This window comes from Mucilaginibacter sp. AK015 (genome assembly GCF_014200785.1).
Taxonomy (GTDB): domain Bacteria; phylum Bacteroidota; class Bacteroidia; order Sphingobacteriales; family Sphingobacteriaceae; genus Mucilaginibacter.
The window spans coordinates 41,455-55,645 of record NZ_JACHCV010000001.1 but is presented as its reverse complement, the minus strand read 5'-3'; the positions used below and the strand labels follow the sequence as shown (position 1 = coordinate 55,645).

Sequence of the window (14,191 nt, the reverse complement as noted above, 5' to 3'; positions counted from 1 at the left end):
GATTATACTTCTACCCTGCCTGCGTTTGGTTCTTCGATATCTAAACCCGGTTTTGCCTGTATCTGGTTGGTATCTTTAAAGAAAATAACAAACACCAGGAACACGAACGCGGCTATACCCGCCGGTATTAACCAAATGGTTGTCCAGTTATGCGAAGTATCAGATGTTTTCCAATGGTCGACAACAGGGCCTGATATGTATGATCCGATAAGCATACCCACCCCATAAGTTGCAAGGGTAATAAAACCCTGCGCAGCACTTTTAAAGCGTTCGCCTGCAAGGTTATCGGTATAAATTTGCCCGGTTACAAAGAAAAAATCGTAGCAGATACCATGCATTACTATACCTGCTATAAGCATCCAGTAGTTTGAACCGGTATCGCCGTAGGCAAAGAATATATAACGCAACACCCACGCCAGCATACCAACCGCAAGCATTTTTTTAACACCAAGGCGCACAAAAAACAACGGCATCAGGGCCATAAATACCAGCTCGGATATTTGCCCCATCGATTGTTTGCCGGCTGCAGCTTTCATACCAACCTCGTTAAGAAAGGGGTTTGTAAAATTGTAATAAAAAGCCAGCGGCACGCATATAGCAACGGATGCCAGGAAGAATATTAAATATGACCTGTTTTTTAACAAACCGATAGAATCCAATCCCATGATATCGCTTAGCGATGTTTTCTGACCTTTTTTTGCCGGCGGGGTTGCAGGCAATGTGAAACTTAATAAACCTAATATTAACGAGGCGATAGCAGCCATTTTAAAGGTTAATACAAGCGAATTGCTTTGCTCCCAGCCGAGCCATCCGATTGTTAAACCGGCGATGATCCAGCCTGCTGTTCCGAAAATACGTATTGGTGGAAACTCCTTGCTTGGATTTAACATTTGCTTAAACGATACCGAGTTTACCAATGCCAGCGTAGGCATGTAGATGATCATGTAAGCCAAAATAACCGGGAAAAAACCCTCGAAATTAGGTATGGTTGTTATGTAGTACAACAACGCCGCGCCTGTTAAGTGTAAAATTCCCAAAACCTTCTGGGCCGAGAAAAACCTGTCGGCGATTAATCCGATAATAAAAGGCGCGATGATGGCACCCCACGATTGGGTTGCATAAGCGTTACCATTTTGTACACCCGTTGCACTTAATGTTTTGGTTAGATACGTCCCCATAGTTACAAACCATGCACCCCAGATAAAAAACTCCAGGAACATCATGGTGGATAACTTAACGCGTGTTGTTGCGGTCATAATTTTTTAAGTTTAAATTGGTTTAGGGTTGCTTGGTTTATTCTTTTACTGATAAAATATATTTCACCATTTCTTTCGCGTCGTTTACAGCCAGGTCCGGGTGCGCGGTCATAGGTACCGTACCCCAGTTACCGCTGCCACCTTTAATCACCTTATCAGCAAGTTTATCAATATCCGATTCGGTATATTTCTTGGCTATATCAACCAGCGCGGGCCCTATTACCTTACTATTGGTATTATGGCAGGTATTACAATCGTTGTTTGCCATCAACGCCTCGCCTTTGTTATCAGGCGTACCGGCCGCTTTGGTTGTACCGATGTTATTTGCTGCGGTATCATTAGCTGCATCAGAGTTATGCGCTACCGCCGCCTGGTCTGTCGCTTGCGCGCTATCGGCCTCACTGCCACCGGGAGGTTTTGATTTATCGCCGCCGCCGCAAGCTGCCAAAGCCAAACTTAATCCTAATATTACAAATATCTTTTTCATGTGTGTTTTAGTTTTATTAGTAGATTGATGTGTTTTTTTATAATCCTATCAGCGATCTGTTAAATGCATCGTCGCTGCCCGATGCTGCAAAATCATCAAAGGCCCGTTCGGTAACCCTGATAATGTGGTCTTTTATAAATTGAGCGCCTTCGCGTGCGCCATCTTCGGGGTGCTTAAGCGCGCATTCCCACTCAAGTACCGCCCAGCCTTTATAATCGTACTGGGTAAGCTTGCTGAATATCGCCTTGAAATCAACCTGCCCATCGCCTAACGAACGGAAACGGCCCGCGCGGTCAATCCAGTCTGAATACCCCCCGTATACGCCCTGCCTGCCGGTAGGGTTAAATTCGGCATCCTTTACATGGAACATTTTTATACGTTCGTGGTAAATATCAATGTATTCCAGGTAATCCATTGCCTGCAACACAAAGTGCGACGGATCATATAACAAACAAGCGCGCTTATGGTTGTTTACCTTGCTCAAAAATCTTTCGTAGCTAACGCCATCGTGCAGGTCTTCGCCGGGATGGATCTCGTAGCAAAGATCTATGCCATTCTCATCAAAAACATTCAGGATGGGTTCCCAGCGTTTGGCAAGCTCATCAAAAGCCGCGTCAACCAGGCCTGCGGGGCGCTGCGGCCAGGGGTATACCATATGCCATATCAAAGCGCCGCTAAAGGTAACGTGCGCATTAAGCCCAAGATTTTTTGATGCCTTGGCAGCCGCATGCAATTGCGATACCGCCCATTTTTGCCTTGCGGCGGGGTTGTTTTTATAAGCATCGGGCGCAAAGGCGTCAAAAAGGCTATCGTAAGCAGGATTTACCGCTACCAATTGCCCCTGTAAGTGTGTAGAAAGCTCGGTTATTTGTAAGCCGGCCTCGTTCACGATGCCGTTTATTTCGTCGGCGTAGGTTTTACTGTCGGCAGCTTTTTGCAGATCAATAAAACGCAGGTCGTTTGTAGGCAGCTGCACCCCTTTGTAACCCAAACCGGCTGCCCATTGGCAGATAGATCTGAGGTCGTTAAAAGGCGCTGTATCACCAATAAACTGTGCTAAAAATATGGCCGGTCCTTTTATGGTAGTCATACGTTAGATAGTATATTTTGTCCATTTTTCGTCGCTTGCGTTTGATGCAACAACGTTATTTATAAATGCCATTCCGCGTATACCATCATCAACCGACGGGAAATCTATCCACTCGGGTATTTCGCGGCCCTCGATTTTTGCGCTAAGTGCCAACGCGAAGTTGCGGTACAAATTACCGAATGCTTCCAGGTAACCCTCAGGGTGCCCGCCCGGTGTACGGCAGTTTGATGATGCTGCACTTGATAAGTTAGCAGTGCCTGCACGTAAGATCTCGGCAGGTTTGTCGAGCCATCTTACAATGAGCGTATTAGGTTCCATCTGGTGCCACTCAAGCCCGCCATTCTCACCGAAAACACGGATAGTTAAAGCATTTTCTGAGCCGGCAGCCACCTGGGAAGCGATAAGCGTTCCGGTAGCCCCGCCATCAAAACGAAGCAAAACTGCCCCGTCATCATCAAGCATACGCCCATCAACTACAATGTTTAACGAAGCGCTCAATTCCGAGATCTTTTGACCTGAGATATATTCTGCCAGATGAGCAGCGTGTGTACCAATATCACCCATAGCACCCGCTTTACCGGATTTAGACGGATCGGTACGCCATGAGGCTTGCGCGTTACCCTCACGTTCTGAAAGGCGGCTTAACCAGCCTTGCAGATACTCAACATATATTTTTCTTACTTTACCTAATGCGCCGCTTTTGATAAGCTCGCGCGCCTCTTTTACCATCGGGTAACCGGCATAGGTGTGGGTAAGCAATAGCATCAATCCTGTTTCCTCAACTTTTGCTTTTAGTTGCTGTGCTTCCTCAAGGGTAAAAGTTATCGGTTTTTCTATAACCACATTAAAACCGTTTTCCAAAGCCTGCATTGCCGGGGCAAAGTGGGCAAAGTTTGGTGTAACTATCGTTACAAAGTCCATACGTTCGTCGGCCGGGCGTTGTGCTTCGGCCTTAAACATTTCATCGTAAGTGTTGTAAACTCTGTCCTGGTCAAGGAATAGGATACGCCCGCTTTCCTGGGCTATATCCGCGTGCATGCTCAAAGCGCCGCAAACCAGCTCTATCTGCCCGTCCATGTTGGCTGCAATACGGTGGATAGCCCCTATAAAGGCATCCTTTCCGCCGCCTATCATGCCCATGCGCAATTTTCTGTTACTCATATAGTGTAGATAAACTTTTAAAAACCACTCCGCTGCTTAAGCCGGGTGGTTTTTAAGAGTATAAAATTAGATTTAAAAGTAAAACCCCTCCGCCGTAAGCGTAAGGGCTTGTTAATATTTACGAAAGCGCCCAGGCCTTGTCGCCCTTTTTGTAAGGGTAGTCGCCTATGTACTTACCCGGTACCGGCACATAACGCAATGCCTTTGTAGCACCGACTTCTGATGTGAAGAAACCAAGCAATGTCAGCTGTTTTATCATCGAGAAATAGTGGTTAGGATCTTCGGGCTTTTTGGTTTTTGAGTATTCTTTCGCCTCTTTATCCAGTTCGGTCAGCAACTCTGTGCGTTGTTTGGCATCGGCTTCCATAAAGGATTTTTTGAATTTTTTGTTGCTGGCATCTTCCAGTTGAGACAGACCTTTTTTGAAAACCTTTTGGTCGTCTTCCGTGTAGCAATCCCTAACCATTATGGCCATAAAGCCACCAACATTTGCCGCTTTTGCACCGGGCGTTGATGTTTCGGGTAAAATGGTTTCGCCTACTTCGTTTAAAAAGGCGGTAGTATCTTTTGCAAACAAGTCGTCAGTATTTACTTTACTGCCCGATTTGCAGCCTGATATAAAAAGTTCGGCACCAATTACCGTTCCTCCTATTATCAAACCCACTCTGCTTATCGCGTCTCTTCTATTCATTTTATTATTGATTGAATTAGTGAACTATGATTTAATGATTAAGCTTTCAACTCGAAACCTGCAGGGTACTGGCGTTTAACGTACTGGTTAACAGCGTCAAAGTTAGTAACCTTCATGGCCTGGTTATCCCATGTGTATTTAATGGTACCACCTTTAAGGTCGTGGCCGCGCACTGCAAGGTTTGCCATCAGCAAAGCCTCGGTTAACGGACCCGCAACTTCAAACGGAGAGCTTACTTCCATTTTTCCGTAACCGGCAAGGCAAGCCTCAACCCATTGCGCGTAGTGGCCGTTGGCACCGCCCGGTACACGCTTGTATTTTTGCGGCGCGTTAGCTTCCTGCGTGCGCGATTTTGGCAGCAGGGTAGCCGCATCAGAGTAGGTGCTGGCGTACATTTTACCTTTTGTACCAATAAATAGGGTACCGTTACCTTCTTCGCCGCCCCATTTTTCGTTAGGGCCAAGCTCATCAGGTCTTTCGGGCTGTATACCCCCATCCATCCAGTGAAGGGTTACATCACCTTTGGTTTTGTTGGTTTTAGGGAAGGTTAATGTAATGTGGCTTGACGGAGGGCAGCTTTCAGGGAAAACGCCTTTTTTAAACTCATCTACATAAACACTGCCTACACTGGCCTGTACATCTTTAACATACTGTATGCCCAATACGCGGAACGGCGCTTCAACCAGGTGGCAGCCCATATCGCCAAGGGCGCCGGTACCGTAATCCCACCATCCGCGCCAGTTAAATGGCACTAATTTATCTACGTAATCTTTTTTAGGCGCTGTACCCAGCCAAAGGTCCCAGTCAAGCTCTTTCGGGATCTCGGCCTTGGTGGTGGGCCACTGTATACCTTGCGGCCATACAGGGCGGTTTGTCCAGCAGTAAACGGTATGCACATCGCCTATCAGGTCGGCATCATACCATTCTGACATTAAGCGGGTACCATCATTTGATGCACCCTGGTTACCCATCTGTGTAACTACTTTGAATTTTTTTGCAGCGTCGGTTAGTAAGCGCGCCTCCCAGATATCATGGGTAAGCGGTTTTTGCACGTATACGTGCTTACCCATCTGCATAGCGTTATAAGCTATTATAGCGTGGTTATGGTCAGGAGTTGATACCGATACCGCATCAAAGTGCTTGTGCTCCTTATCGTACATCTCGCGCCAGTCTTTATAATACTTGGCTTTAGGGAACGATGCCCTTGACTTTGCCGCGCGACGGTCGTCAACATCGCACAGGAAAGCTATGTTTGCCTTGCCGCTTTTTGCAAAATTGGCAATGTCGCTTTCGCCTTTACCGCCGGCGCCAACGCCTGCAACATTCAGCATATCGCTTGGCGCTGTATAACCGTTACCGCCCAATACAAAGCGCGGTACTATCATGAATCCTGCGGCCGCCAGCGCGCCCGACTTTATAAAATTCCGCCTTGACGGATTTGAGCCTGTGGTTTCTTTTTCTTCAGTCATTGTTAGTCGAATTTCAATTCTGTTTAAATATTACCTTTTTTCAATTCATCAACGGCAAAGTTTGCCGCACGTGCTGTAAGCGCCATGTAAGTTAACGATGGGTTTTGACAAGCCGCCGAGGCCATTGCCGCGCCATCTGTAACAAATACGTTTTTAGCATCCCAAACCTGGTTGTAAGCGTTTAATACCGATGATTTTGGATCGCGGCCCATGCGTGCTGTCCCCATCTCGTGGATACCGCGGCCTAATACCGGCTCGGATGTATAGGTTTGCACGTCTTTAACGCCTGCGTTCTCCAGCATTTCCTTTGCGTCGTTCATCATATCTATACGCATTTTGCGCTCGTTATCCTTACACTCCGCGTCAATAGCCAGTATTGGCAGGCCCCATTTATCTTTTCTGGTTTTATCCAGGTAAACACGGTTTTCGTGATATGGCAGGGTTTCGCCGAAGCCACCCATACCAAAGCTCCATGAACCCGGTTCTGATAACGCATCTTTAAAGTCACCACCGATATTCATCTCTGCAATATCACGGCTCCAGCCGCTGCGGCTGCCCCCGCCCTGGTAACCAAAGCCGCGGATGTAATCGCGTTTTTCGCCATTCAGGTTGCGGTAACGTGGTATGTATATACCGTTTGCACGGCGACCAAAATAATATTTATCCTCAAAGCCTTCTATGCGGCCGCCTGCGCCAACACCAAGGTGGTGGTCCATAACGTTGTGGCCAAGCTGGCCGCTGCTGCTGCCTAAGCCGCCTTCCCATACGTCGGTAGCCGAATTCATTAACACCCAGGCACTATTTAGTGCCGATGCGTTAACAAAAACTATTTTAGCATAAAACTCATAAGTCTTGTTGGTTTCTGCATCCAATACTTCAACGCCTTTTGCTTTTTTGGTGTCTTTATCGTAAAGTATCCTGGTTACGATAGACCATGGGCGAACGGTTAAGTTACCTGTTGCCATAGCTGCCGGCAAAGTAGCCGACTGCGTGCTGAAATAAGCGCCAAACGGACAGCCTAACCAGCATTTATTACGGTACTGGCAGTTTGTACGGTTATTGTGCGGTACGGTGATGTTAGCAGTACGGCCAATTATAAAATGCCTTGCTTGTTTGTAAAATTCGTCGTAACGTTTTTTAATATCCTTTTCTACAACATTCATTTCCATCGGCGGCATAAAATCGCCATCCGGAAGGATTGGAACGCCATCGCGGTTACCAGAGATACCCGCAAATTTTTCTGCATAGCTGTACCATGGCGCAAGGTCCTTGTAACGGATAGGCCAGTCGGTACCTATACCATCTTTTAAGTTCGCTTCAAAATCGGTATCGTGCCAGCGGTACGATTGTCTGCCCCACATTAACGAACGACCACCAACATGGTAACCCCTAAACCAGTCGAAACGCTTAATTTCGGTGTACGGGCTTTCCTTTTCGTTGGTCCAATAGTCAAGGTTGGTTTCATTTAAAGGGTAATCACGCTTTAAAACCGGGTAATCCTCTATCATTTTTTGCGTTCGGCCACCTCTGTGTTCAAATTCCCACGGGCCTTTATTAGCGTTCACATAATCTTTAATGTGCTCGATATTTTTACCGCGCTCTAACATGATGGTTTTTAAGCCTTTCTCGGTCAGTTCTTTTGCAGCCCAGCCGCCTGAGATACCTGAACCAATGACTATCGCGTCATAAGTGTTTGTAGACATAAAAGTATAGCGTTAAATATATTTGTTTAGTAATTGGATGTCTCGTCTAATGTATGAATAAAAATTATTTTACAAATATTACATTGTGTTTTTTTTACACAATGCATCAGTTGGCAGTTTCTTGCAGGCAGTTGACAGTGTTTACTGCAAACTGCTTACTGCAAACTCGCTTACACGTTCCCCTTTTTCATTTCGCTTACGGCGTGGTCAACCGCGCGGGCGGTAAAGGCCATATAGGTAAGCGATGGATTTTGACAACTGGTTGATGTCATGCTGGCCCCGTCTGTAACGTAAACGTTTTTACATGCGTGCAGTCGGTGCCATTTATCAAGCATCGATGTTTTTGGATCATTACCCATGCGTACACCACCCATTTCGTGAATATCAAGCCCGGGCGCCCGGTGATCTGTAGATGCCTGGATATTGGTGAAACCCGCCGAGGTGAACATCTCTGTCATCTGCTCCACGTAATCCTTTTTCATTTTCTCGTCGTTATCGTCGTAATCAACAGAAATTCTTAGCTGTGGAATGCCCCACGGGTCTTTCAATGATTTATCTAACGTAACGTAATTTGTTTCTTTGGGGATGGTTTCGCCCATCATGTGCGAGCCTACGTGCCAGCCACTCAGGTCTTTTTTAACCAGGTTGTCTTTCAGGGTTTGGCCAATGCCCTCGCTGCTGTTCTGTTGCCAGCGGTAAGCGCTGAAACCGCAGGCATACCCGCGTAAGAAATCGGTTTCTTGCTTGTAAACGTTCCTGAAACGGGGAATGTAACCACCGCCCGCAGGGTTTCGGCCATCGGTTGTCCATTCCTTAGCGCCGTCGTACTCGGCATTTATGTGTGCCGAATAATTATGAAAGGCTACGTATTTACCCAATGTACCGCTATCGTTACCTAACCCGTTAGGGAAACGGTTTGATGTTGAATTAAGCAATATCAGGTTACTGTTTAATGCCGCTGCGTTTACAAAAATAACATCAGCATAGTATTCAATAGCTTCTTTGGTGTTGGCGTCAATAACCCTTACCCCCGATGCCTTGCCTTTCTTTTCATCGTAGATGATTGACTCGACAACCGAATGCGGCCTTAAGGTGCAATGACCAGATTTTAAAGCCCACGGTATAGTAGATGCATTCGCGCTGAAATAGCCGCCAAACGGGCAGCCGCGCTGGCACAGGGTACGTTCCTGGCATTGCGCCCGGCCCTGGTCCAGATGTATTTGGGTGGGTTTTGATAAGTGGGCGCAGCGCGCGCTTATTACGTGCCTGTTCTTATACGTTTTTTTTACGTGGTTGCTAAAATAGGTCTCTACCGCATTTAGGGGGAAAGCCGGTAAAAACTCACCGTCGGGCAATTCGGGGATGCCATCGCGGTTGCCGGATATACCCGCGAATTTTTCTACATAGCTATACCATGGTGCGATATCCTTATAACGGATGGGCCAGTCAACCGCAAAACCATCGCGGGCAGGGCCTTCAAAATCAAAGTCGCTCCATCGCTGGGTTTGGCGCGCCCAAAGCAACGATTTACCGCCTGTTTGGTAACCGCGAATCCAATCGAACGGCTTTTCCTGCACGTACGGGTGTTCGGCATCCTTAACAAAAAAATGTGCCGCATCTTCGCCAAAGGCGTAGCAACGGTTTACAATGGGGTTTGCCTTTTGCACATCATCGGGCAACACGCCATGATGCGGGAACTCCCAGGGATATAAGTTTGTTGTGGGATAATCTTTTATATGCTTAACATCGCGGCCGCGTTCAAGCACAAGCGTCTTAAGGCCTTTGTCTGTAAATTCCTTGGCTGCCCAGCCCCCGCTCATGCCCGATCCGATAACTATGGCATCAAACGTACGATCTTTAACACTATCTATATTTAAATTGGCCATAATTATACCGCTGCGAGCTTTTTAACCGGGTAGTAAGCATTATATCTTCCCGGTACCAGTTCATAAACTATTTGCTTTGTCATAAAGTATTTAGAGGTTGTGTACCCAAATACCGTTTGTTCTTTTACCATCCTGTAAAATGCCATCAGCTTTGCATTATCCTTATAATTTTTATCATTGCTGTGCTGTTCAATACCGCTCACAAAGGCGGTACGGTCTTTTACCGAACATTTGCTAAAAGGCTGCCCGTGCTGTTTTTTTACCGCGCTCTCAAAATCATCAAGGCCGGCAATAAAATCGTCCTGATGTTCTTTATCGTAGCAGTCGTCTATCATTTTAAAAACAAATAAATGCAGGCCAAGGTCTTTTGCGCCTGGTGTAGCCGTTTTGGGCAAAATAGTTTCGGTAAGTTCTGTTACCAGCGTTTCCTGGTCGGCATTAAGCTTAAGGTGTTTCAGCTGCACGGTGGGCTTGCCCTTGTCGTTAAGGCACGACGGCAGTATGGCCGCACTGCCTAATATGAGGGCCATATTCCTTATCGCTATCCGCCGGTTTATCTTATTATCCAATATCTTTAAAATTAGTAAGTGTTGAAAATACAGTTACTGGGTGTAAGGTAGTTTTTAACTATTAATATCCCCACTTTTTCATGGTTTGTAAATCAATTTTTACACAATCGAACGGATCTACTCCCTGGTACGATTCCTGCTCGATAATCAGGTAAACGGTTCCGCCTGTTTTTTTGGCTGCCTTTAACACATCCTTAACCGGTAACACGCCCTTGCCTAAAATGGTGCTCTCGTAACCGGTGCCTTCGGTATTGGTGGCACTTTTTACCTCGTCTTTTACGTGCATGGATACAAACCGGCCCGGGTATTTCTCGATCAGCGAAATGGCGTTATTCTCGCGGCCGAACATGTTACCAATATCCAGCTGCTGCGAAACCTTATCAGGGTCGGTGTTTTGAAGGATGTAATCGAACAGGCGCATATCGCCTACCATTGTGGTAAATTCAAAATCGTGGTTATGGTAGCCAAACTTCATGTTGTGCTGCTGGCAAAGCTCGCCGCTTTTGTTAAACTGCTCAAGTGTGCGTTTCAGCAAGTCGGTATCATGGCGTACCTTTTCGTCCATCCAGGGGCTTATCACAAATTTCTGGCCCATATAGGCCGCGTCTTCCACCGTATATTTCCATACATCTGTAAAATCGTTTTTTGCGGCATCCCAGTGCTGCGGGGTCATTACGGTGTGGCCGCTTGGCATTTGCAGCCCCAGGTCGTCCAGCACTTTCTTAAACTCTTTCGCTGTCCAGCCGTAAAATTTGCGGTTAACATAGTTAGCATGCTCTACGTGCTGGTAGCCCATATCCGACAGTTTTTTTAACGAGCCGGCGGGATCCTTCATCATGGCATCGCGTACGGAATAAAGTTGTAAGCCAACTCTTTGAATGCGGCCCGGCGCTGCAAACAGGTCGCCCGGCATTAAAGCTGCTGCAGTGGCTGCAATAGCGCTGTTTTTTAAAAAGGTTCTGCGGGATGATGTCATTTTATTTTGAGATTTAGTTGATGTTAGTGTTTACTTATAGGAAACGCCGGAAATAATAAATTGGTATTGCTTACAAAGGCAATGTGCTTACTATCAGGCGACCACGACGGCGTATTGATAGTACCCTGGCCACCATATAAATAGGCAACGACTTTTGACGGGCCGCCGCCAACCGGCATTACACGTATATAAACGTGTTTATAAAAGGGATGATCGCCCGGAGCCACTTCATTTTTAAGGAAGGTGATGTACACTATCCATTTGCCATCGGGCGATACATGCGGGAACCAGTTATTATAATCGTCGTTTGTTATTTGTGTTTGTTCGGTACCGTCGGCTTTCATGCGCCAAACCTGCATCAGGCCTGTACGTACCGAATTGAAGTAAATGTATTGGCCGTCGGGCGTGTATTCGGGCCCGTCATCAAGGCCGGGGGTGTTAGTAAGCCTTTCTTCGTGGCCGCCGGCAACCGGCACGCGGTAAACGTCATATTCTTTATTGCGCTCGCCGCAAAATACCAGGTATTTACCATCCGGCGACCAGCCGTGCATATAAGATGCGCCTTTGCCTGTTTCGGTAACCCTGCGTGGCTCGCCGCCGGTAACCGGTACCACGTAACCTACCGAAGGTGCACCGTTATCGTTGTTACTGATAGTTAACCATTTGCCGTCAAATGATAATACATGGTCGTTGTTATTGCCTTTAGCCGAGCCGGTGTTTAACACGGCGGGCGCGTTGGTAGCCAGGTTATATTTATACAATAAGCCCTCGCTGTTATATATAAGCGACTTGCCATCGACCATCCAGTTTGGCGCCTGCAACGATTTTGGAGATTGATAAATGATACGGCTGTTTTGCGTTTGCATATCCAGCACCTCTATGTTGCTGCCAAGGTATTGTTTATAGGCTACCAGGCTTGCAGGTGCAGGTACCACTATCCGAACGTTATTAAAAACGGTCTTTTCTACCACGTTAGGATTATGCGAGCACACAAATATGCCTACATAAACTTCATCGCCCAGATCGATATCAACCCTTTCTTCGGGGCCGAATACATCGCCTTTGCGGGCTGCCGACATGGTGTAGGTTTTGCCCTTTCGTTCTAACTGAATAACCCCCGCGGCAGTAATGGCAGATTTTTGTTCTTTGGTGCTGTCGCCATCGGCGGCGCGGTATTGCAATGATGTAAGCCCATCGCCATGCACAACCGCGTTAACATGCGCCGAGTTACCTGCCAATGATTTGCGCACCATTAAGCCGAATTTGCGGTGAGCTTCGGTACCTTTGCCAATAAAGGCGGCATTGGTACGCAATATAAAATCACCTTTCATGCGCTTCCATACAAAATGGAATTCATCCTTATTAAACCAGATATTGGTACCTGAACCTGCAACCGTGTATTGCTGAGCGGCGGCATTGTAGATAACACTTCCCTTATTTTTTACAGCACCTATATCGCCATTGCCATCAAATATGCCTATCGGCTTATTTTGCGCGAATGCTGCCGTAACAAATATTACACCTGCCAGCAAGCCGGCAAATACACAAGTGGTTTTTTTAAGCATTGGCTTTTTAGGGATTAGTATAATTGGTTTGCCTAAGTTATATATTCATTTGTAAAAATCACAGTTTAGGCGTGGTTTTTAGACAAAAAAAGGGGCACTTGCGTGCCCCTGTCTCTCATCCCTTAAACATAGGGTTAAAAAAGTATCATCATTTGTTAAATAACTTCAGTTGCAAATATTTGCTTGCCGGTTGTAGGGCAAAACACGGGTTCGGCAATCAGCTTAACACCTGGTTTAATATATTCCTTATAAAATTGCTTCTTTGAATCGTGATAATGGCTGATAGCGCCAATCATGTGCATAAATTTAATGTAGTACCACGCGCTGTCAACCTGGTAAGGTTTAAAGCCCGAACGCGCGCTTTTAGGAAACAGGTGGTGGTTGTTATGCCACTCGCCGGCCACAATACCCGGCCAAAGCTGGTTAACCGACATATCCTTGCGGTTATGATCTATCCCCTCGCGGCGTTTGTCCTGCCCCTTACCGTGGCCTTCGTAGTTAAAAGTGCGCACGCCAACGGCCCAAAAACCGGCCGCGCCAAATATGGCACAAGCAAGGCCCATACCGCCAAGCAGGTAAAATACCGTAAACCAAAATGCCCAGTTGGCAATAACACCCAATATCATGTGGAACGGGTTTGCCACCGAGCCCCATTTTTTATATTGGGCATAAGTATTACAGGTAACGCCTGTGTGTTTCATTAAAGTAAGGCAGCGATTGTACCCTTTTTCGTCAAGGTTACGGTTAACGGGCTGGTGATTTGCATCTGCCAAAAAGCAATACAGGAATCCGCCCTGCGCATTATAAGGGTCGCCCGGGGTATCTGATAAGGCGTGGTGTACGTGGTGCGATATGGCGTATATCTCCTCGGGGATGATTTTAAGGGTAAGGTTTTGCGTAATAAACCGCCAAAAGTTATTCCTGAATTTGAAAGCGCCATGCGTGCAGTACCTGTGATACCAAATGGTGCCATGCGTACCCATTACCATCATGCTGTAAACAAAGGCTATAATTAAGCCTGTTATAGTGAAATATTTAAAAGCAAAAAGGAACAGGAATGGCGCCAAACAAAACACCATCGCCCAGCTTGTAAACGAAAGCCAGTTTTTTTTGTCTTTAAATATATTTAGTCGTGAGAAAAATTCAGAGAATATTTGTTTTGGAGTGGGCTTAGACAGGTTACCATCGGCATCTTTCCAACCATATGAGGGTTCTTGTAGCACATCGTGTATAAATGCCATTAGCAGCGGATTTTATTTTTAATCTTTAAGTTTATAGGGGAAATTTACGGAATAAAGATAGTCAAAGTTTTTTAAAAATCGTTAAAAAAATTAAAGT

The 14,191-nt window shown here is 46.3% G+C and carries 12 protein-coding genes; all 12 read right to left on the bottom strand.

All coding sequences use genetic code 11. From position 1 onward, the window contains the following. Nucleotides 1-2: 2 nt before the first annotated feature. Nucleotides 3-1,256, bottom strand: coding sequence for a nucleoside permease (locus HDC91_RS00260; protein WP_162432831.1), 1,254 nt, complete (start codon nt 1,254-1,256; stop codon nt 3-5). A gap of 37 nt (nt 1,257-1,293) precedes the next feature. After that, nucleotides 1,294-1,743, bottom strand: a complete 450-nt coding sequence (locus HDC91_RS00255) for a c-type cytochrome (protein WP_162432832.1) — start codon at nt 1,741-1,743, stop codon at nt 1,294-1,296. Nucleotides 1,744-1,780: 37 nt separating this feature from the next. Next, nucleotides 1,781-2,833: a sugar phosphate isomerase/epimerase gene (locus tag HDC91_RS00250; protein ID WP_183547258.1), complete on the bottom strand. Its 1,053-nt coding sequence runs from the start codon at nt 2,831-2,833 to the stop codon at nt 1,781-1,783. 3 nt (nt 2,834-2,836) lie between these two features. Then, a complete protein-coding gene (locus tag HDC91_RS00245) occupies nt 2,837-3,994 on the bottom strand; it encodes a Gfo/Idh/MocA family protein (protein ID WP_221262081.1) in 1,158 nt (385 codons plus the stop codon). A gap of 118 nt (nt 3,995-4,112) precedes the next feature. Then, on the bottom strand, nt 4,113-4,685 hold the full coding sequence (locus HDC91_RS00240) for a gluconate 2-dehydrogenase subunit 3 family protein (RefSeq protein ID WP_183547255.1): 573 nt from the start codon (nt 4,683-4,685) through the stop codon (nt 4,113-4,115). Between the two features lie 38 nt (nt 4,686-4,723). Further along, entirely contained in the window at nt 4,724-6,154 is a 1,431-nt protein-coding gene (locus HDC91_RS00235; RefSeq protein WP_183547252.1) for a Gfo/Idh/MocA family protein, read from the bottom strand. 23 nt (nt 6,155-6,177) lie between these two features. Continuing rightward, a complete protein-coding gene (locus HDC91_RS00230) occupies nt 6,178-7,857 on the bottom strand; it encodes a GMC oxidoreductase (RefSeq protein WP_183547249.1) in 1,680 nt (559 codons plus the stop codon). 170 nt (nt 7,858-8,027) lie between these two features. Continuing rightward, nucleotides 8,028-9,743 (bottom strand): GMC oxidoreductase, encoded by a 1,716-nt coding sequence (locus HDC91_RS00225; protein ID WP_183547246.1) that lies wholly within the window; start codon nt 9,741-9,743, stop codon nt 8,028-8,030. Between the two features lie 2 nt (nt 9,744-9,745). Next, nucleotides 9,746-10,312, bottom strand: a complete 567-nt coding sequence (locus HDC91_RS00220) for a gluconate 2-dehydrogenase subunit 3 family protein (RefSeq protein WP_183547243.1) — start codon at nt 10,310-10,312, stop codon at nt 9,746-9,748. 61 nt (nt 10,313-10,373) lie between these two features. After that, on the bottom strand, nt 10,374-11,288 hold the full coding sequence (locus HDC91_RS00215; RefSeq protein ID WP_162432839.1) for a sugar phosphate isomerase/epimerase: 915 nt from the start codon (nt 11,286-11,288) through the stop codon (nt 10,374-10,376). Nucleotides 11,289-11,311: 23 nt separating this feature from the next. After that, nucleotides 11,312-12,853, bottom strand: coding sequence for a PD40 domain-containing protein (locus HDC91_RS00210; protein ID WP_183547240.1), 1,542 nt, complete (start codon nt 12,851-12,853; stop codon nt 11,312-11,314). A gap of 155 nt (nt 12,854-13,008) precedes the next feature. Beyond that, the gene (locus HDC91_RS00205) at nt 13,009-14,094 is read right to left on the bottom strand and encodes a fatty acid desaturase (RefSeq protein ID WP_183547237.1); all 1,086 of its coding nucleotides are present in this window, start codon (nt 14,092-14,094) and stop codon (nt 13,009-13,011) included. Between the last annotated feature and the right edge of the window lie 97 nt (nt 14,095-14,191).

What these genes read in the sequence shown, in the direction of transcription:
- HDC91_RS00225 (WP_183547246.1), bottom strand. Translation starts at nt 9,743, where the DNA reads ATGGCCAATTTAAATATAGATAGTGTTAAAGATCGTACGTTTGATGCC.
- HDC91_RS00205 (WP_183547237.1), bottom strand. Translation starts at nt 14,094, where the DNA reads ATGGCATTTATACACGATGTGCTACAAGAACCCTCATATGGTTGGAAA.
- HDC91_RS00260 (WP_162432831.1), bottom strand. Translation starts at nt 1,256, where the DNA reads ATGACCGCAACAACACGCGTTAAGTTATCCACCATGATGTTCCTGGAG.
- HDC91_RS00230 (WP_183547249.1), bottom strand. Translation starts at nt 7,857, where the DNA reads ATGTCTACAAACACTTATGACGCGATAGTCATTGGTTCAGGTATCTCA.
- HDC91_RS00255 (WP_162432832.1), bottom strand. Translation starts at nt 1,743, where the DNA reads ATGAAAAAGATATTTGTAATATTAGGATTAAGTTTGGCTTTGGCAGCT.
- HDC91_RS00240 (WP_183547255.1), bottom strand. Translation starts at nt 4,685, where the DNA reads ATGAATAGAAGAGACGCGATAAGCAGAGTGGGTTTGATAATAGGAGGA.
- HDC91_RS00235 (WP_183547252.1), bottom strand. Translation starts at nt 6,154, where the DNA reads ATGACTGAAGAAAAAGAAACCACAGGCTCAAATCCGTCAAGGCGGAAT.
- HDC91_RS00250 (WP_183547258.1), bottom strand. Translation starts at nt 2,833, where the DNA reads ATGACTACCATAAAAGGACCGGCCATATTTTTAGCACAGTTTATTGGT.
- HDC91_RS00245 (WP_221262081.1), bottom strand. Translation starts at nt 3,994, where the DNA reads ATGAGTAACAGAAAATTGCGCATGGGCATGATAGGCGGCGGAAAGGAT.
- HDC91_RS00210 (WP_183547240.1), bottom strand. Translation starts at nt 12,853, where the DNA reads ATGCTTAAAAAAACCACTTGTGTATTTGCCGGCTTGCTGGCAGGTGTA.
- HDC91_RS00215 (WP_162432839.1), bottom strand. Translation starts at nt 11,288, where the DNA reads ATGACATCATCCCGCAGAACCTTTTTAAAAAACAGCGCTATTGCAGCC.